16 protein-coding genes and 4 pseudogenes are annotated in these 17,574 nt (G+C 69.9%); 7 read left to right on the top strand and 13 right to left on the bottom strand.

The window, feature by feature from the left end; translation table 11 throughout:
* The coding region (locus ACFXB5_RS25500) for a DUF2975 domain-containing protein (RefSeq protein ID WP_385211818.1) at positions 1 to 390 on the top strand (390 nt) is incomplete at its 5' end.
* On the top strand, positions 390 to 611 hold the full coding sequence (locus tag ACFXB5_RS25495; protein WP_037952025.1) for a helix-turn-helix transcriptional regulator: 222 nt from the start codon (positions 390 to 392) through the stop codon (positions 609 to 611). The genes ACFXB5_RS25500 and ACFXB5_RS25495, both read left to right, overlap by 1 nt.
* A 96-nt stretch (positions 612 to 707) precedes the next feature.
* On the opposite strand, the gene ACFXB5_RS25490 is transcribed toward ACFXB5_RS25495, so the two are convergent.
* Positions 708 to 1,613, bottom strand: coding sequence for an NADP-dependent oxidoreductase (locus ACFXB5_RS25490; protein ID WP_385211816.1), 906 nt, complete (start codon positions 1,611 to 1,613; stop codon positions 708 to 710).
* Positions 1,614 to 1,759: 146 nt separating this feature from the next.
* On the opposite strand from ACFXB5_RS25490, the pseudogene ACFXB5_RS25485 reads away from it, so the two are divergent.
* A pseudogene (locus ACFXB5_RS25485) lies at positions 1,760 to 1,867 on the top strand (MerR family DNA-binding transcriptional regulator); the annotation flags it as partial.
* A 1,106-nt stretch (positions 1,868 to 2,973) separates the two neighbouring features.
* On the top strand, positions 2,974 to 3,492 hold the full coding sequence (locus ACFXB5_RS25480) for a hypothetical protein (RefSeq protein WP_385211814.1): 519 nt from the start codon (positions 2,974 to 2,976) through the stop codon (positions 3,490 to 3,492).
* A 113-nt stretch (positions 3,493 to 3,605) separates the two neighbouring features.
* Here the strand turns inward: ACFXB5_RS25480 and ACFXB5_RS25475 are convergent, their stop codons facing one another.
* The 6 genes and pseudogenes from ACFXB5_RS25475 to ACFXB5_RS25450 all read right to left on the bottom strand — a co-directional run.
* Positions 3,606 to 4,187 (bottom strand): hypothetical protein, encoded by a 582-nt coding sequence (locus ACFXB5_RS25475; protein ID WP_385211812.1) that lies wholly within the window; start codon positions 4,185 to 4,187, stop codon positions 3,606 to 3,608.
* A complete protein-coding gene (locus ACFXB5_RS25470; protein ID WP_385211810.1) occupies positions 4,184 to 5,545 on the bottom strand; it encodes a hypothetical protein in 1,362 nt (453 codons plus the stop codon). The genes ACFXB5_RS25475 and ACFXB5_RS25470 overlap by 4 nt, the downstream gene beginning before the upstream one ends.
* The gene (locus tag ACFXB5_RS25465) at positions 5,542 to 6,351 is read right to left on the bottom strand and encodes an ABC transporter ATP-binding protein (protein ID WP_385211808.1); all 810 of its coding nucleotides are present in this window, start codon (positions 6,349 to 6,351) and stop codon (positions 5,542 to 5,544) included. Before ACFXB5_RS25465 ends, ACFXB5_RS25470 begins: the two co-directional genes overlap by 4 nt.
* A gap of 20 nt (positions 6,352 to 6,371) precedes the next feature.
* On the bottom strand, positions 6,372 to 7,190 hold the full coding sequence (locus tag ACFXB5_RS25460; protein ID WP_385211806.1) for a zf-HC2 domain-containing protein: 819 nt from the start codon (positions 7,188 to 7,190) through the stop codon (positions 6,372 to 6,374).
* Positions 7,187 to 7,690 (bottom strand): RNA polymerase sigma factor, encoded by a 504-nt coding sequence (locus ACFXB5_RS25455; protein WP_385211854.1) that lies wholly within the window; start codon positions 7,688 to 7,690, stop codon positions 7,187 to 7,189. The genes ACFXB5_RS25460 and ACFXB5_RS25455 overlap by 4 nt, the downstream gene beginning before the upstream one ends.
* Positions 7,691 to 8,033: 343 nt before the next feature.
* Positions 8,034 to 8,292 (bottom strand): annotated as a pseudogene (locus ACFXB5_RS25450) (SAM-dependent methyltransferase); the annotation flags it as partial.
* Between the two features lie 102 nt (positions 8,293 to 8,394).
* Here ACFXB5_RS25450 and ACFXB5_RS25445 point away from each other — a divergent pair.
* Positions 8,395 to 8,616 (top strand): methyltransferase, encoded by a 222-nt coding sequence (locus ACFXB5_RS25445; protein ID WP_385211804.1) that lies wholly within the window; start codon positions 8,395 to 8,397, stop codon positions 8,614 to 8,616.
* Between the two features lie 389 nt (positions 8,617 to 9,005).
* On the opposite strand, the gene ACFXB5_RS25440 is transcribed toward ACFXB5_RS25445, so the two are convergent.
* The 5 genes from ACFXB5_RS25440 to ACFXB5_RS25420 all read right to left on the bottom strand — a co-directional run bounded on the left by ACFXB5_RS25440 (position 9,006) and on the right by ACFXB5_RS25420 (position 14,659).
* A complete protein-coding gene (locus ACFXB5_RS25440) occupies positions 9,006 to 9,407 on the bottom strand; it encodes an aldo/keto reductase (protein ID WP_385211802.1) in 402 nt (133 codons plus the stop codon).
* Entirely contained in the window at positions 9,404 to 11,335 is a 1,932-nt protein-coding gene (locus ACFXB5_RS25435; protein ID WP_385211800.1) for a hypothetical protein, read from the bottom strand. The genes ACFXB5_RS25440 and ACFXB5_RS25435 overlap by 4 nt, the downstream gene beginning before the upstream one ends.
* A 108-nt stretch (positions 11,336 to 11,443) precedes the next feature.
* Positions 11,444 to 12,403, bottom strand: coding sequence for a carbohydrate ABC transporter permease (locus ACFXB5_RS25430; RefSeq protein ID WP_385211798.1), 960 nt, complete (start codon positions 12,401 to 12,403; stop codon positions 11,444 to 11,446).
* Complete coding sequence (locus tag ACFXB5_RS25425; protein ID WP_385211852.1) at positions 12,393 to 13,256, bottom strand: carbohydrate ABC transporter permease; 864 nt, start codon at positions 13,254 to 13,256, stop codon at positions 12,393 to 12,395. The genes ACFXB5_RS25430 and ACFXB5_RS25425 overlap by 11 nt, the downstream gene beginning before the upstream one ends.
* 47 nt (positions 13,257 to 13,303) lie before the next feature.
* The gene (locus tag ACFXB5_RS25420; protein WP_385211796.1) at positions 13,304 to 14,659 is read right to left on the bottom strand and encodes an ABC transporter substrate-binding protein; all 1,356 of its coding nucleotides are present in this window, start codon (positions 14,657 to 14,659) and stop codon (positions 13,304 to 13,306) included.
* 393 nt (positions 14,660 to 15,052) lie between these two features.
* Here ACFXB5_RS25420 and ACFXB5_RS25415 point away from each other — a divergent pair, with 393 nt between their 5' ends.
* Together ACFXB5_RS25415 and ACFXB5_RS25410 are read left to right on the top strand one after the other, a co-directional pair.
* Positions 15,053 to 15,826, top strand: coding sequence for a FadR/GntR family transcriptional regulator (locus ACFXB5_RS25415; protein ID WP_385211794.1), 774 nt, complete (start codon positions 15,053 to 15,055; stop codon positions 15,824 to 15,826).
* A gap of 65 nt (positions 15,827 to 15,891) precedes the next feature.
* A pseudogene (locus ACFXB5_RS25410) lies at positions 15,892 to 16,184 on the top strand (fumarylacetoacetate hydrolase); the annotation flags it as partial.
* Between the two features lie 84 nt (positions 16,185 to 16,268).
* Here ACFXB5_RS25410 and ACFXB5_RS25405 read toward each other — a convergent pair.
* Positions 16,269 to 17,488 (bottom strand): annotated as a pseudogene (locus ACFXB5_RS25405) (glycoside hydrolase family 3 C-terminal domain-containing protein); the annotation flags it as partial.
* Between the last annotated feature and the right edge of the window lie 86 nt (positions 17,489 to 17,574).

Below are 17,574 nucleotides of genomic sequence, written 5' to 3'. Positions count from 1 at the left end.
GGAGTGGGTGCGGGGCGCGGCCCGCGGCTCCCCCCGCTGCGCGTGATCACGATCCTGGGCATGGGCTCGGCCCAGGTCGCCCTGGTCAGCGTATGGCGACTGGTGACGATGGTGCGACGCGTAACCGTGTTCTCCCACGCCGCCTTCCGGTACGTGGACGCCGTGATCGGCGCGATCGTGGCGGCTGCCCTCCTGTGGTTCGCGGTCACCGCCCTCAACGCGCCGGGCCAGCGGGCCGACCCGGGCGTCACCGTCATCATGAGCGGGGTCGGCGTGGCCATCCTGGGGGTCGCGCTCATCGTGTTCGTGCTGCGGATGCTGCTCGCCCAGGCCGTCGCGCGCGACGTCGAAGCGGCACAGATGCAGGCCGAGTTGGACGAGGTGATCTGATGCCGATCGTCGTCGACATCGACGTGATGCTGGCCAGGCGGAAGATGTCGGTGGGCGACCTCGCGGACCGGGTGGGGATCACGCCCGCGAACCTGGCGGTACTCAAGAACGGTCGTGCCAAGGCGGTGCGTTTCGCGACGCTCGCCGCGCTCTGCGAGGTGCTCAAGTGCCAGCCGGGCGACCTGCTGCGCTGGGAGGCCGAGGATGCCGCGGGCGAATGATGTCCCCCCGGGCGTGGGGTGGAAACGCCTGGCACCACCGGCGCGCGACACGGCACGTGGACCGCGTGGACGTGGGCCCCGAACGGTGGGATGAGCTCAGATGCGGACCACGATCTTTCCCTGGATGTGTCCGCGCTCGGCGTATGCGTGCGCTTCCGCGATCTGTTCGATGGGGTAGGTCCGCTCGATGCGCGGTGTGTAGCGGCCTCGCCGGCCGAGTTCGCCCGCTTCGGCCAGGAGCGTGGAGTCGTTCTCCGCGTTGGCCAGACGCACGCCCAGGCGCTGTGCGTTGGTGTAGTCGGCGATCGTCGACACGCGAGCGGGGTCGCCCACGATCGCGATGAGATCGGCCAGGGACCCGGAGGCGGCGGTGTCGAGCGCGATGTCGACACCGTCCGGGGCCAGGGTGGCGAGGCGCTCGGCGAGGCCGGTGCCGTAGGTGGTGGGAACGGCTCCGAGAGAGGCGAGGAACTCGTGGTTGCGCTCGCTGGCTGTCCCGATCACGGTGGCGCCCTGAGCCAGCGCGATCTCGACCGCGGCACTGCCCACGCCTCCGGCGGCGCCCTCGACGAGCAGGGTGCGCCCCCGCAGGGGCCCGAGTGCCTTCAGCCCGCCCATCGCGGTCACCGATGCCAGACCGGCGCCGGCGGCCTCCTCGTCGGTCCACTTGGTGGGCGCGTGGGCCCAGGCCGAGAGCACGGCCAGCTCCGCTGTCGCGCCGGTGACGCCGCCCAGCCCGAAGACACGGTCGCCGATGCCCACCCCCTGCACACCCGCACCGGTCTCGTCGACCACGCCGACGGCATCACGCCCGGGAATCGCGGGCAGGTCCACGGGGAGCACCTCGTGCACCGCACCGGAACGCACCTTCCAGTCGACGGGATTGACGCCGGCCGCCGCGACGCGGATGCGGATCTCGCCGGGCCCGGGATGTGGATCCGGCGCCTGCTCGACCACGAGGGTCTCCACACCGCCGTACTCGTGAAATCGGACTGCGCGCATGACGTTCTGCCTTTCCATGCGGCCTGAACCGGCCGTTGGTGAGATCAGTGGGGTGAATGTTCGGCGAGCGCCGACGCCCACCACGCTAAAAGCTGACGTTGGCGTCAGGTGCAAGTCGGGCGGGCCGCCCGAACAGAGGAGGACCGGTGCGCATCGGTGCGGTCGCCGACAAGGCGGGAGTGAGCGTCCGGGCGCTGCGCTACCACGAGGAACAGGATCTGCTCCAGGCGTGCCGCGGTCCCGGCGGCCACCGGGCGATCAGTGGCTGCACGCCGAGCGGGCGGGGGAGCGGTCGCGAAGGCAGCCGGGTCGGGGTTCAGCTGGTCCTGGCCGCAGTCGCGGGCGAACGGCCCGCACTGCTGCCCCGCAGCCGGCGCTCATCGGCTGCGGGCAGCGGACCTGCTTCACCGGTGGAGTTCTGCGGTACTTCCCTCGCGAGTACGACAAGTGGGCGTCCGCCCGCGAGTTGCGACTCGCGGAACTGGGCGCACTCGATGACTGGACACCCCACCTGGATCCCTGGTGGCATCCCGGTTCGCCCTTCGAGGACGAGTCTGTACTCGCGAACGAGTGGCTGAACGAGTTGCTCGCAAGCCTGCCGTCGGAAGACGCGGTACATGCTCCGCATGATCTGCGAAGGGCACGCCTATGGAGACTTCGGTGAGCGCCTGGGGATCTTGGCGAAGATGGTCACGGGCCGGGTCTACCGGGCCCGGAAGTGCCTTCTGCGAAACCGTGAACGCTTCCGGGAGGGGTAATTGGCGGCCATCGGGCACCTGCCGCCGCCGGGGCCGGGAGACCGGATGGCCGACGCTACCCGGCCCCGGGGGGCAATGAAACTGCGGTTGCGCTGAGATTGATCATGGTCATCCTTTCCGCTGGAGCCAAACGCCGCCGAGATGTCTCGGCCCCATCGGCGTCCCGGACATGTCCCGGCCTGTCCGGGACCTGTCCGGGACCTGTCCGGGACAAGCGCACCGCCTTGACCAGCAGTTTGGCGCGCCGGCTGTCTGTCCGTCGGCAGGAGAAGGGGCACGGCCTAGCCGCCGGCCGCTCACTACCGTTCACCGTCGGCCGTTCACCGAGGACATCGGACCCGAGGCACGCCACAACCGCATGAAGAAGGCGGCCTGGCGCCGCCGACCGACGATCGTCAGTCACCAGTCACCAGTCACCAGTCACCAGTCACCAGTCAGCTGCCGCCCGCCGGTGGCCATCGGTCGGGTGGTCGGGTGGCTGGTGGTGGTTTCCTGAACGGTCCGGCCTGCTGGATAGGCTCGGGCTGTGGACGCCGACAGCACACATCCCGACGATACCGACGCATACGCCGGACGACTGCGGGGTGAGTTGTCGCCCCGTTTTGGGTACCTCGGTACTCGTCGCCGGTACCGAGCATGGCCGGCAACTCCCCGCGGCCACAGCCGTGGCCCTGGTCCTCGCGCAGGCCTGCGCCCTGTGGTGGCAGACGCGCGCCCCGGTCACCGTCCTGGCCGTGAACGCGGCGACGGAGCTCGCGGTGTGGGCGCTGCTGCCCGCGGTGACCTTGACCGGGGCGCTGCTCGCGGCACAGGTCACCTTGTGCGTGCTCTCGGCCACCCGGCCACGCCGGATCTCGGTACGGGCCCTCACGGCGATGTGTCTGGCGGCCTATCTCCTGACGGTGTCCTGGAAGCTGCCGAGCTCCTACGGAAACCTTCCCAAATCGTCCCGCCGCCAGTTCATGGAAGCGAGTGAGCTGAGAAGACTCAAGCCTTGGCTGCTCGATGAGCCATCTTCTGCAAGAGTCACAGCAACGGTGAAGCACACGGACGGCCCGGCCGAAGGGCCCGCGTCCAGGATTTGGGGCCGAGGCCCCGGCTGTGCCGCTGGCCGAGCCTGACCGACGCCTACCGGCTGGTGGCCCGCGGCGGCTGGCCGTCGCCCCGTGTGTGCTGCGGCGAGTCCGCAGCACACACGATCCCTGCCGTGCCCCGGTCCGGTGGCCCGGTCCGACTACCGCCTCGGTCCCGCGACGGCGTAGGCCGTGGTGCCGACGATCGTGAGGACCAGGGCTGTCCAGGTGCCCGCCGCCGTGCCGGATGGCAGCAGCATCCAGGACGCCACCTGCGCCGGCACACTCGTCGGGGGCGAGCCGAAGAACGAGAATGAGAACGAGAGCCAGGCGAACGGCAGCGTCCACGCGTACTTACCCCCGCACACCGCCGCCCCGACGGCGGCGAGCCCCATCAGGCCCGCGCTGTCCCGCACGACGAACGCGGCGGTGGCCAGGTCCTTCCCCGTCGCCTGCATCGCCAGCAGCACCGCGGCGGCGATCGCGCCGGCGAGCAGCAGGTGCGCCGCCCTGCGGGGCGCCCAGCGGATCGCGGCCGTCCGGTCCAGCGCGAGGTCCTGCCCGCTGAGCCCGGTTGAGAACGCCATTGCTCCCGCGGCGAGGACAAGCGCGGGCAGCCTCGGATTGCCCGGCCCCTCGCTGCCGTCCCGGGCGAGTGCCCATACCGCCACCGTGCTGATCACCACCGCGGCCAGTGACGCGGGTACCTGACGCGAGCGCGCGTACAGCGTCAGCCATCTCACCGGTACGCACCGCCGGTCAGCGTGTCGAGTGCGTCTCCCTTGCAGGAGAGCGCGGCGGTGCGCATCGCGTTGATCCGCGAGAGCTGCTCGGCCCGTGGCAGCACTTTGAAGTCCTTCCACACCGCGCGGGCCTGAGTGTCGAGCTCGCGGGGCAATTTTGGTGACTCCTGGCCGGGCATCGGACTGAGGTCGCCGAGGACCCAGCCCACCGCGACGGTCTGCGCGATGTCCTCTCCCCCCATGCTGCTCCAGCCGACGGGGGTGCACCCTGGCACCATGCCTTTGGCGATCAGGGCCCAGGTCAGCCCCTCGCCCTTCGCGGCGGCGATGATGTCGTCGTCGAAGTCGATGAGCACGGTCTTGCGGGACCACCGCGGCGTGGAACCCTCTGGCTGTACGGCGGTGTTCTCCCGGACCGAGACCGGCGCCTGGCTCCCCAGGGCACCGTGCAGCAGGCGCAGCGCCTTTTTGCCGTGACTCGCGAGGTCGGTGAGTCGTGCCTGGTGGATCCTGGTCACGCATACCGGGCCATCGCACACCAACTCCGCGGCGGCCTTGTCGAGGACATACATCCGGCGCGGGTCGGAGGGGAGGACGAGCAGGGCGACGGCCGCGCCCGCCAGGACGGGCGTCAGGGCGAGCAGCCGGGTGCGCGGGTTCGCGGCGACCAGCAGTGCGAAGCCTGTCGCGGCCAGGCCGAGCAGCCAGATCGTCTGCCCGACGTGCACGGAGGCGGAGAGCGTGACGAGCGCGTCGCGCACCTCTTCCACCGCCGGTGACAGCAGCGAGACCCGGTTCGGCTCTGTGGTCGGGTTCCCTTGCATCAGGGCCGTGAACGCGAAGGCGCCCATGGCCAGCAGCGGCGGGGTGAGCACGGACGGCAGGGCGCGCCCGACCCCCATGCCCAGCACGGCTCCCGCGACGAGTGAGAGCGCTCCCACCAGCGAGATCGGCAGCCATCCGAGGTGGGTGTACTCGGTGTTGGCGAGCACCTGGACCGCGCCCACGAGGACGAGCAGCGCGAAGGCCGAGGCCAGGGTGATCGCCATCGTGCCCGCCAGCGTGGCGGCGCGGTGCCAGACGGGACGCGAGGTGGTCGTCAGCAGCTCGGATATCTTCGAGCGGTGGTCACGCAGGCCCTGCAACGCGCCGAGCCCCACGGCCAGCGGCCACAGGTAGAACAGCAGGGCGCGCGTCCACAGGGCCAGGGACGTCCACTGGGCCGTCCACGCCGTAGTGCCCCTCCACCATTCAGCGTCCACCAGGTACAGGAACGCCAGCGCGCTCGTCAGGACCACGGCGCCGGCCCAGGGGGCGACGGAGCGCTTCAGCTCGATTCGCAGGACACGCGTATTCACCAGGCGCCCCTTCCCCGGCCGGGGCCCAGCAGCAGTGCCGAGTAGCCGCGCTCCAGCGGGCTGTCGCCCACGTGCTCGGGGCCGCCCGCCGCGGCCAGGTCGTCCGGGGTGCCCTGGAAGACCAGCCGGCCCTCGGCGAAGAGCACCACGTCGGTGCAGGCGGCGGCCACGTCCTCCACGAGGTGGGTCGAGACGACCACACAGGTGTCCTTGCCCAGTTCCTGCAGCAGTTCGCGAAAGCGCAGCCGCTGCGCCGGGTCCAGGCCGGCCGTGGGCTCGTCCAGCAGCAGGATCGACGGGTCATTGACGATGGCCTGGGCGATGCCCACGCGCCGCACCATGCCGCCGGACAGGGTCTTCATCCGCTTGTCGGCACGGTCGGCCAGGCCCACCCGCTCCACGGCGTGCTGCACCGCCGCGGGGATGTCCGCCTTGGGCACCTCCTTCAGCCACGCCATGTACTCGACGAACTCGCGGACCGTGAAGCGCTTGTAGTAGCCGAACTCCTGCGGCAGGTAGCCGATCCGTCGGCGCAGCGCACGGTGCTCGCCTCTGCCGCCCGCGGACTCGCCGAGCAGTTCCAGGGTGCCCTCGGCGGGGCGCAGTACGGTGGCCAGAGCCCGGATGAGGGTGCTCTTGCCCGCCCCGTTGGGGCCGAGGAGGCCGTGTACGCCGGTCCCCAGTGACAGGTCGAGCCCATCGACGGCCATGTGGTTTCTGCCGACCCTGACCTTCAGCCCGGTGGCCCGGATCTCCCAGGCGTAGGGCGTCGGTGCGATGTCGGCCGCGCTCACCGCGGTCATCATGTGGTGTTCCTTTCTCATGGTCAACGATGGGTTCCCAGCACGGAGTACGCGCCCCTGCGGGCGACCACGACACCGATGCCGAGCGCGAGGATCAGCCCCCACACGGGCAGACCGTCCCTCGCCAGGGCGAAGGTCGTACGGCCGGCGGCCAGGGTCGGTGCCACGACCACAGCGACCCATCCGGCCACCAGCCAGGCGGCGGCGCGGGTCACACCGACGACACCGCCGAGCGCCAGGGTCGTCGAGGTGAAGGCCAGGCAGGGCAGCAGCCATTGCCCGGCCGTCACCCCCGTCACCCATCCGCCCAGCAGCAACGCGGGGACGACTACGGCGAGCACGGACGCGGTACGCCGCAGCACCAGGTACAGCCCCGCCCTCGGCGCGGAGGCCGTCAGCTCGTACGCCGGGTCCAGACCTCGCGACCACGACGCCGCGACGCCGAGCACGGGCAGGACCGGGGAGAGCAGCAGCACCAGCGACACCTCGCCGGAACCGCTGTCGGCCAGGTCGAGCAGCAACGCGAGCAGCGTCACACCCACGACCATGGCCAGCCATGGCCCCATCACGGGCGTCATCCACCTCGACAGCCGCGCCGACCAGCGCCGTCGACGCGGTACCGGGGCGGTGCCGGCGAGCTGGGGTTCGAGGTCCGACCACACCGTGCCGACCAGCGCCGCGATGGCGGGCGCCTGCGCCGTGACGGAGGCCGACAGCCGGTCACGGCACACCCGGCACGCCTCCAGATGGGCCTCCAGGGCCCACACCTCGTCGGCGGCGAGGTCCGTGTCGCCGCGCGCATAACCGTCGATGATCCGAATCGACGCGTGTTCCACACTCATGCCAGTGCCTTCCGCATCTCGATCCGGGCCCGGCGGGCACGGGTCTTGACCGTGCCCTCGGGCAATCCCAGCAAGACAGAGGTCTCCCGGACGGACAGCCCGTCGAGCACCATGGCCTGCAGTACCTGTCTGAGCTCCGGCGCGAGACACCGCAGCGCGTCCCCGACCTCACCACCGACGGTCGCCGCGAGCGCCTCCTCCTCGGCGGCGGGCGCCATGGACCGCGGGGCAGCCGTGGGCGGCGGCTCCGCGTGGTGGGCCCGGCGCCGGAACGCGTCGACGAGCCGGCGCGCCGCGATCGTCCACAGCCAGCCGACGGCGGTTCCCCCAGCCGCGGCCCCGATGAACGCACCCGCCGCGCGCCACACCGCCAGATACGTCTCCTGCATGACCTCGGCGACGATCTGCTCGTCCGCGCAACGGCGGCGCAGCCGCACCGCCATCCACGGCGACGTACGCCGGTACAGCTCCTCGAACGCGGCACGGTCGCCTCTGGCCACCAGCCGGACGAGATGCTCCTCGTCCAGTTCGCCCGGTGTCTTCCTGACTGATCTCACACCCGCAAGACGTCAGGCACGAACGCCAGGTTTTCCCCCGGGCGTGATCCCCGTCACATACGGGGTCTCCGGAAGCCCCGCCCTGACGGCAGAGGCCGGGCCCGCACCGCGCACCGCACGCCGGGGGCCACCGCGGTGTGCCCGGCGCGCTCCGCAGGCTCGGGCTCGCGGCAGCCCCGTCACGGTATAGGTCACCACCGTGGCCGTTCGCTCAAGGGGATACCACAAGTCCGTACAGCAGAGGGATCCACGGCTCCGGCAGCCGCCACCAGCCGGATGAGCCACGAACCATACGGGGCCGGCGCGGCCAGAAGGCGATCGTCTCCGTGCCGAGGTGGCACCGCAGGTGCAGCACATCGCGGCCGGCCAGCTCACCCAGGTCGTCCCCACTCCCACGAGGCGAACCAGCGGGAGGGGTCGGGCTCCTGGCCGATCCCGTAGAACCGGCCGACGAGGTGGACGGGGGTCCGGGCGTCCCATCCTGACCGGCGAACAGCCGCTGCCAGGCGGCCCGTCGTCGACACGGGTGGTACCAGCGGTGTCATGACCGCCCGCAGTGGTGCCACGGCGTGCGGTGACCCACCGCCGGCCACCACCGGTCGGGCCGGGACTGGCGACACGGGCTTCGACACCGCGACGCCGGCCGGGTGATCGATGTCGCTGGCGGACGCGGCGGCTTGCTGCGCGCTGTGCTGACCCAGCACCCCAATCTGACCGGCATCCTCTTCGACCGACCCGAAACGGTCAACGATCATCTGCTGCACGGCGAAGGGCTCTCCGGCCGCCGGCAGACCGAGGGTGGGGACATCTTCACCGCACCCCAGGGCGGCGACCTGTACGTGTTGCGCTTCCCAGATGAACCAGAGTGAGCGGAAGGCCCGGATGTTTCGGATGTGCCTTGGGGTTCGGCGGCTTTCGAGACTGGCCGGCGGAGGCTTGCGGTGACTCAGCCACCCGAAAAGCCTGGCACATGGCCTTCATGAAGGCGACGTGCCACGCCGCTGGCATTCCAGCTGCGTTGGCTCGCCGATACCGCCATCTCGGCTCACCGAGCTCTTCCGCGGCGTCGCGTGTGTGGCGACGACCGATGGGGCCTCGCCTCCGGCGCGTCGCCGCTGGTGGAAGCACTTCGAGGATCCGTAGGTGGCCTGTGTGAGGACCAATAGTGCGTCCTGCCTGGGCACGGACCCGGCCCGATCGACCGAGCGCGGACCGGCCGCCTGGCACCCCGCCCCCGAACCCGTGCTGAGGCTCTGCGCTAAAGCGGCCGCCCTGTGCCGTCGCCGACACCCACGCGGGAGCAAACTGTTCGATTGTCCACGGCGGCCCGGTCCGCCACGTGGCGCAGGGCGTCGAGCGGGTATCCGGTGCTGCCGACCGACCGCACCAGGCCGGCGTCCTGCAGTTCACGCAGGGCGGGCAGGGTTTCGTCGGCGATCTGGTCGAGTGCGCCGAATTCGATGTCGTGGCACTGGACCAGGTCGAGGTGGTCGGTGCCCAGGCGCGAGAGATTCTCGTGCACGCTGCGTCTCACGCGCTCGGCGGTGAAGTCGAAGGTGTCGTCGCCGTAGCGGCCGACCTTGGTTGCCAGGACGTAGCTGGAGCGCTCGATGCCGCGCAGGGGCCTTGCCGAGCACCCTCTCCGCGAGGGTGTCTTCACGACACCTCCCCCTCGTCCGGCGCGCCGAACGGAGTGCGGTACGACGGGGCCCGGGTGCGCAGGTCGAGCCGGAGGGTGAGACGGACGGTGCTGGAACGGGGCAGTTCCACCCGCAGCCACGGCCCGTCGACGGCCTTCGACGCCGACGCCACCGTCGGCGCGGTGTGACCGTAGTCGTACAGGTCGCCGATCCAGGACGCATCGTCGCAGACAGTGTGCTCCACCGCGCGAATGGTGTGCTCGGCGAACGCACCGGCCTGGACGATCAGCGAACGTGGGGATTCGGGATCGAGGTTGACCAGGTCGATGACCGTGGCGTCGGGATCGATCGACGACACCAGGGCCGCAACGTCCGGGGGCAGTCCGGGACGCTGTGCGGCGGCGTCGTAGTAACGCACGCGTGCCTGCTGCAGCCCGCCGTTGTAGACCACCTGCGGGCCGCCCCAGGTGAGCTGGACCAGCGCTTCGGTGACCACGGGGTTGGACTGCTGCCACAGGTGGATGTCAGCCTCCGGCACGTCCCAGTCGCGGTAGAGCTCCATACGGGACAGCCGGTGGCGCACCTGGGCCTGCGCGGCGGCCAGCATCTTCTCCGGGTAGGTGGGATCGTCTCCCGCCAGGAAGGCCAGCCAAGGCTCCTCGTGGCCGGCCTCCTCCTTGCTGCGGAAGGAGCGGACGATGCGCCAGTCGTATCCGGCCCCTGCGCGCAGCCGCTCGATGCGCTTGCGATCGGTGTCCGAGGCCGTGTGGTGCCACAGCGCGGTCGGCACTGCCATGAGCATCGGGTTGTAGTCGAACCAGCCGTTGTCGTTGTAGCGGAAGGGCACGTGGAGGGTGGGGGTGCGGACGTCCTCGGCCAGCTGCGGGGTCCACTTGGAGCGGATGCTGGAGTCGGCCTCGGTGAAGGCCATCACCTTGCCGCGTGCGATCAGCTCGTCCAGGGCCGGGCGGACCAGATCGAGGCAGGAGTCGTCGCCGGTGACGGCAGCCCCCGCGAGTGCCGCGACGATGGCCGCATGCCCCAGGCTGTACCAGCCGTGCGGCCAGGACCAGCCGTAGTGGCCGCCGTACCAGCGGCCCTCCAGCAGGCCGCCGACGGTGCCGTCAGGGGCGACGTTGTCCGGCAGGATACCCCCGTTGGCGGCCGCGCGTTCACGCCAGGCGCCGACGTACTCGGCTATCCAGTCGGCGTAGCGCTGCTCACCGGTGACGATCCAGGCGTTCAGGACGAGTCCCGTCGCGGCGAGGTTGACCGCGGTGTCGCCGGAACCCATACGGTGGCGCATCTCCTCGCCGAGGCGCGGATCGGCCTCGGGCGGGGGCTGTGCGACGTCCGCGGGCAGGGTCCAGTCGAGGGGGAAGCCGTACATCTGTGCTTCCTTGGGAAGCCACGGGTAGGCGTCGCCGTCGAAGAGGCCTTCGCGGGTGGGGTCGCTGCCGTTGTGCGGGCGGCGGATGATGCGGTGCTCGGGGTCGTAGTTGCCGTGCCGGGGATCGGCATACAACTCGGCGAAGCGGCAGGCGCGTTCGGCCCAGCGGTCGGGGGCGGCCATGCACAGGAAGTACAGCATCAGCAGGCTCTCGCCCTGGTGGAACCAGTCGTAGCCGCGCTCGTACTCGTCCTTGAGCATGCCCAGCTCGGTCAGCTGGTGGGTGACGCCCTCCCAGTGCCGCTCGGCCTGGGCGAGCAGGTCGTCGGCGCCGCCGAGCAGGTACAGCTGGGGCCAGTTGAAGAACACCTCGTAGAAGTCGTCGACGCCGTCGCGGGAGGTGAGTTCGCGCGTGTAGCGCAGCCGCCCATCGGGCCCGGTGAAGTCGTGGGCGAAACGGCGCCAGGCCCGGTCGAGCAAGCCGAACAGCTCGCGTTGCGCTGTCGCCCAGCCCGGCGGTTCGAGCAGCGGCACCGAGGCCGTGATGACGGGTTGCATCGGGGGAACTCCGTTCGCGTTCAGGCGCGACTGCGTTCGGGCATCGCGCGGACTGCACACCGCCTGGGATCCCGGGTGTGGTGTGCGTGGTGTGTCGCCGACCGGTGGTCAGTTCTTGGTCGCGCCGGAGAGCATGCCGGCGACCAGGAACCGCTGGGAGAAGAGGAAGACGATCAGAACAGGGGTGATCGCCAGGAGCGTGGCCAGGGCCAGTTCGGGGCGCTGGATCTCCAGACCGCTCGCCGTCGGGTTGAACTGCGGGACGGAGTTCAACAGCGTGCCCAGGCCCACCTGCACCGGGAACTGGTCACTCTCGGGCAGCATTACGTACGGCAGGAAGTAGTTGGTCCAGTTCGCAACGAAGCTGAAGAAGCCGACCAAGGCGACAACGGGGGCGGCCAAGGGCAGCGCCACCCGACGGAAGACGCCGAACTCCGAACAGCCGTCCAGCCGGGCCGCGTCCAGCAACTCTCGGGGCAGCGCGGTGCTGAAGTAGATGTAGGTCAGGTACACCCCGAACGGGTAGAAGGCGTACGGCAGGATGATCGACCACATCGAGCCGATCAGATGGACCGCGTTGATCTCCAGGAACAGCGGGACGATCAGGGTCGCGTTCGGCATGAGCATCACCACGAGGGTGGCGATCAGCAGGGTGCGCCGGCCCTTGAACTCGGTCATCGCCATCGCGTACCCGGCGGGCACGGCCACCCACAGGGTGATCAGCAGGGCGAGGAAGGAGTAGAGGGCCGAGTTGCGCAGCCACAGGAAGATGGCATCGTCCTGGTAGGCGGTCAGGCCCTTCCAGTTGGCGCGCAGCGCGCTGAAGGAGCCGAACGACAGCGGATGGTTGTGGACCAGTTGGGCATCGGTCTTGGTGGCTGCCAGCAGCAACCACAGCACCGGCAGCGCGAAGAAGATCAGAAAGAGCAGGAGCACCAGGGTCGACAGCGGGTTGAGACGGCTCCACAGCAGGCGTCCGCGCCTGGCGCGCCGCCCGGGGCGGTTCGGTCCGCGCCGACCGCCGGGCAGGCGGGTGATGTCGGCGGGCCGCCGGACGTCAGTCTGCATCGAAGAACCCCGATCTGGCCACGAAGACTCCTGCCACGGCCACCCCCACCACCAGCAGTTCCACCGATACGGCGGCCGCGGTGTTGACGTCGTTGTTCTGGAAGGCGAAGTCATAGGCAAGCTGGTTGAGGGAATAGTCCCGGCCGGCGACACCGACGCTCGCCTGGGACAGCAGCTGCGGCTCGACGAACAGCTGAGTGCCGCCCGCGAACGTCAGGATGACCATGTAGACGATCCACTTGCGCAGCAGGGGAATCTGGATCCGCCAGGCCGACTGCCAAGGCCCTGCCCCGTCGATCCGTGCCGCTTCCAGGACGTCGGGCGAGATGTTGTTCAGCGCCCCGTACATCACCACGATCCAACCGCCCGCTCCGGTCCAGAAGGCGATCAGAGTGAACAGGATCGGCAGCTGCCCGGGGGCGATGACCTCGCCGAAGCTGTGGTAGCCAAGTGCCTCCAGCAGGAAGCCGACCGGACTGACAGTGGGATCCAGGACGAACAACCACACCAGGACACCGGCCGCGCCCGCCAGCGCGCCGGGAACGTAGTACAGGAACCGCAGGGCCCTGCTGACGCCCCTGAGCGCCATCCGCTGCAGCAACAGCGCCAGCCCGACGACGAAGACGACCAGAGATGCCAGCCACCACAGCAGATACAAGGTCACGTGCGCGATGGCGGAGCCGAAACGGAAGTCACTGGCGGCGGCGGTGAAGTTGGACAGGCCCGTGAAGGAGCCGCCGGCATCGGTGAAGGCGAAATAGATCGCATAGCCGGTCGGCACGAGACCGAAAGCGATCAGCAGGACCACATACGCGGCCACGAAGCAGTGTCCGGCCCGGCCGGGCCACCGGATGTACGCCCTGCGTACCTGGGCCCGGCCGGACTTGAGAGCAGGCGCGGTCACTGGCTCACCTGGTAGCCGTCGGCGCGGGCGTAGTCGGCGATCGACTTCTTCCAGGCCGGCAGCAGGGAGACGATGGACTTCCCCGCCGTCAGCCCCGGTGTCACCGTGGCCGCCCAGACGGCCTCCTGGCTGAACTGGCCGTAGCCCCATCCCGGCCAGACCTGTTGCGCGGCGTCCTTCAGCGGCGTGGCGATGTCACCTGCGAAGTAGTTCGAGGCGGCCTGCTTTTCCAGCCAGTTCTTCGCCGCGGGAGCATAGGCCGGGTAACCGGGCGCGACCTTGGCCTGGTACTCGTCCGAGGTGGTCACCCAGGTCATGAAGGCCGTGGCGGCCTTCAGGTTCGTGCTGTGGGCCGACAGCAGCCAGGTGCCGCCGCCCACATTGCCCGCGGTCGGGGTGGTGTCGGTGGCCCACCGCGGCATCGGCGCCACGGCGATCTGCTTCGCCGGGGTCTTGAACGTTCCTTGGAACAAGGCGCCGCCGAACCACGACGGACCGGGCATCATCAGGATCTTGTCGGCCTGATTCTTGTCGAAGTCCGAACTGAACACGCTACTCAGGGACATGGTCTTGTTCTTGACAAGGCCGTCGAGCAGCGAAGCCATGCGGGTGCACTCGGCGCTGGTGGTGGTGACCTTCACCGCCTTGGGCCCGGTGATCTCGTTGGCGCCGCACTTACTCGCCCACAGATAGACCTCCGGAGTCCAGGGATCGCCGGCCGAGCCGACCAAGTAGCCGGGGTGCTCGGCCGCCACCTTCTTGCCCAGAGCCTGGTACTCCTCCCAAGTCGCGGGAATCTTGTAACCCCACTTCTTCATCAGCGGCGCGTTGTACCACAGCACGGTCTGGGCGAGGTCGTTGCGCAGGCAGTACAGGGTGCCGTTGACGGTGCAGGGCGTGTTGGAGCCCTTGGCCCAGCCGTCCAGGGTCGATTTGGGGATGAGGCCCTTGTCCAGGGGAGCAGTGAAGCCGGCGCCCACCGCCCAGGTGGTCTCGTTGTTCTGGGTGCTGAACACCACGTCCGGCCAGCCCTTGCGGGTGCGGTTGAACAGACTGACCTTGGTGCGCAGGTAGTTGGAGCCGTTGGCGTCTCCGTCGTAGGTGACGATGCTCATCTTCACGTCGGGGTGCTGCTGTTGGTAGAGCCTGGCTGCCGCCGCACGTGAGGAGTCCACCCACACGGTCAGCGTGCCGCCGGTCTGCTTGGCCGGCTTGAAGCCGTCCTGGGAACCGCTGCTGGTGCCGCTGCCACACGCGGCAGCGCCGGCCAGCACGAGAACGCTGGTCACGGCCAGCAGGCCGACGTGTCTGCGGGTCCCACCTGCGCCGGCTGTGCGGACCTTGGTCGTCATGAACCACTCCACTACGTCGTGGCGCCCGCCCATCCCCGGCCGGCGCCGCACAGTCACCTCCCGGATGGTTCGCCGTACACAAGGCTCACGGGACCCTTCCGGGCGAAGCCGCATAGACCAGAACACTCCGGGCAAGCAGCATCGCTCTTTGGTCACACATAACAAGCGCCAAGCGTCGTTACGTCAACATGATGAGCGTGTTTATTTTCAAGATCTTTCAGCTCGGGAAGACCTCATTAATATCCTAAACCCGCCAATTCTCGGCAGCTCGTTCCCTTGAAAGAGAAAAATAAGTACTACACATCTGGACGGCACGCCGAACGGTATGCGGTACCGTGCGCGTAGGAGCGGTCGGGTGCCGCAGGTTTTGTGACGGAGATGAGGAGGCGGTCGTTGGACGGCGATCCCCCGGTGGCGGCGGACAGCTTGACGGAGCGGTCGACCGAGCAGGGCAGCGCGGCATACCGGCCCGGCTATGAACTCGTGGCAGAGGAGATCCTGCGCCTCATCGCCGAATCTCAGCTGCAGCCAGGCGAGCGGATGCCCACGGAGAGCCAGCTGGCGTCACGCCTGGGTACCAGCCGGACCGTGGTGCGCGAGGCCGTCAAGATCCTTTCGGCGCTAGGGCGGGTCCGCGTGCAAAAGGGCCGTGGGCTGTTCGTGGCCAATGACCCTGGCATGCTGAGCTCTTCACGCCTGGGAAGCTTCTTCCTCCCCACCGACCTCGACCACATCTACCGTTTGTTCGAGTTCCGCCGCGTACAGGAAGAGGCCGCCAGCCGTCTGGCGGCGACGCGGGCGACCCCGGCGGATCTGCGAGCGATTGAGAGTGCGGCCGAGACCTGCCGGCAAGGCTTCCTGACGGGCCGTCAAGACTTGTTCGAGCGCGGCGATGACGACTTTCATCTCGGCATCGCCCAAGCCTCACAGAACCCGTTCCTGGCGGAGGCGGTCCGCGAAGCCCGCCGACTCCAGCGGCAGTCAAGCACCATGGGACTGCACGGCACCGTCGGCGGCCACGCCGAGGGAGCCGTGACCGAGCATGCGGTGATCTACCAAGCCATCAGAGACGGAGATCCAGAAGCCGCAGCTCAAGCAGCCACCGTGCATCTGGATCAGACCCTCGAGGATTACCGCCGCGAGATTCAGCGCCGTGTGTTCGGTTAGACCGTGCGACCCGACCGTCGCTCACACCCCGCTGCCGCAACCCGCACGCAGCCGCAGGAGTGCGAAGCTCCATGCGCGAGATCAGCCGCGACGTACTGGACCTGGTGGCCGCCACCCACGGTCCGCACCATCAGTGCCCGGACGGCTTCGTGTTGTTCGCCGGAACGTTGTTCGCCCTACCGAGGACCGGCAGGCACCCGGCGCGGGCTTCATCCACGAGTACGGCGACATCGTGCGGATTTCCAGCCCGCGGCTCGGCGCTCTGGTCAACACTGTCATCCCCAGCGAGCAGGCCGCGCCGTGGACGTTCGGCGTACGAGCCCTGATGCGTAACCTCGCCCGGCGCGGCGTGCTGTGAGACGGCCATATGCCTGGCCGCGCGGTCCCGTTGTGCGCGGCGCTGCCGCTGCCGCTGCCGCGACGTGCGCTGCGCACGCCCGGCTCATGCCCGAGCAACCGGCTCCTGCCCGAACGTGGCGTGCAAGCGCCGCGTGTGATCCACGTGGCGCTCGGCTCCGGTCAACGTGACCCTGATCGTCAGGCGCGGATCCGCGCTGGAGGCGGCCAACCGCACCTCCAGCTCGCCCGGTTCGACGACGCGCCGGCCGTCGCGTCCGGTGAAGGAGGCGAGGTCGGCCGGGAGCGTGACACGGAGGCGGCGGGTCTCGCCCGGCTTCAGTTCGACCCGGGTGTAGCCGGCGAGGCGCTGCACCGGCTGGACGACGGAGGCGACCGGGTCATGCAGATAGAGCTGGACGACCTCGGTTCCGGACCGCCCGCCTGAGTTGCGGACGGTGAAGGTGAGGGTGAACTCGCCGTCCGTCGGAGCCTCCTGGACGTCCACCGTCAGGTCTGCCCAGTCGAACCGCGTATAGGACAGGCCGTGGCCGAAGGCGAACGCGGGGGTCGGGTCGATGTTGGACACCTCGCTGGCGTGCGCGAGCCGCGCCCCGAGGTACGTGGCCGGCTGGGAGCCCGGCCCGCGCGGCACGCTGACCGGGAGTCGTCCGGAGGGATTGGTCCGGCCGCTGAGCACCCCGGCGATCGCGTGCGTGCCCTCCTCACCCGGGAAGAAGGACTGCACGATCGCGGCGGACTCCTCCACGGCGCGGCCGAGGGCATACGGCCCTCCCGCGAGCAGCACGGTGACCACGGGTGTCTCCTGGTCGAGGAGGGTGTCGAGCAGGTGCTGCTGCGCGCCGGGCAGCGCCAGCGTCTCGGCGTCGCATCCCTCGCCGCTGGTGCCCCGGCCGAAGAGCCCGGCGCGGTCGCCGAGCACCACCAGGGCGACGTCGGCCTCGCGTGCCACCTGGGCGGCCTCGCGGATGCCGGAGAGATCACCGTCGTCGATTCCGGTGCCGCGGGCGACCGTGATCTCGGCGTCGGGGAACTCGGCGGCGAGAGTGTCGCGCAGCGTGGGCAGCTCGATACCGAGTGGGGTCCCGGGGTGGCGGACGCCGATGTGCTGGGGGAAGGAGTAGCAGCCCAGTACGGCGGTGGGTTCGTCGGCGTTGGGACCGAGCAGGGCGATGCGGCGCGGCCTGGCGAGCGGCAGGGTGCCGTCGTTGCTCAGCAGCACGATCGCTTCCTCGGCGACCGTGCGGGCCAGCACGCGGTTCTCCGGACCGTCCAGGTCGATGGGGCGCCGGCCGTGGGCGCGGGCGGCCGCGGGGGGGCCCCCCCCCGGCGCCCGGGCCGCGCGGGAGCCACGGGGGGAGACGCGCCGCCACAACACACGCGGGAGTTAC

The sequence above is a fragment of the Streptomyces sp. NPDC059455 genome, assembly GCF_042750115.1.
GTDB lineage: Bacteria > Actinomycetota > Actinomycetes > Streptomycetales > Streptomycetaceae > Streptomyces > Streptomyces endocoffeicus.
Note: the sequence above shows the minus strand (reverse complement) of the source record. Positions and strands in the feature narration are given on the sequence as shown.

Coding starts and splice junctions, on each gene's coding strand:
- ACFXB5_RS25430 (WP_385211798.1), bottom strand. CDS start 12,403: ATGCAGACTGACGTCCGGCGGCCCGCCGACATCACCCGCCTGCCCGGC.
- ACFXB5_RS25465 (WP_385211808.1), bottom strand. CDS start 6,351: ATGATGACCGCGGTGAGCGCGGCCGACATCGCACCGACGCCCTACGCC.
- ACFXB5_RS25490 (WP_385211816.1), bottom strand. CDS start 1,613: ATGCGCGCAGTCCGATTTCACGAGTACGGCGGTGTGGAGACCCTCGTG.
- ACFXB5_RS25495 (WP_037952025.1), top strand. CDS start 390: ATGCCGATCGTCGTCGACATCGACGTGATGCTGGCCAGGCGGAAGATG.
- ACFXB5_RS25435 (WP_385211800.1), bottom strand. CDS start 11,335: ATGCAACCCGTCATCACGGCCTCGGTGCCGCTGCTCGAACCGCCGGGC.
- ACFXB5_RS25420 (WP_385211796.1), bottom strand. CDS start 14,659: ATGACGACCAAGGTCCGCACAGCCGGCGCAGGTGGGACCCGCAGACAC.
- ACFXB5_RS25460 (WP_385211806.1), bottom strand. CDS start 7,190: ATGAGTGTGGAACACGCGTCGATTCGGATCATCGACGGTTATGCGCGC.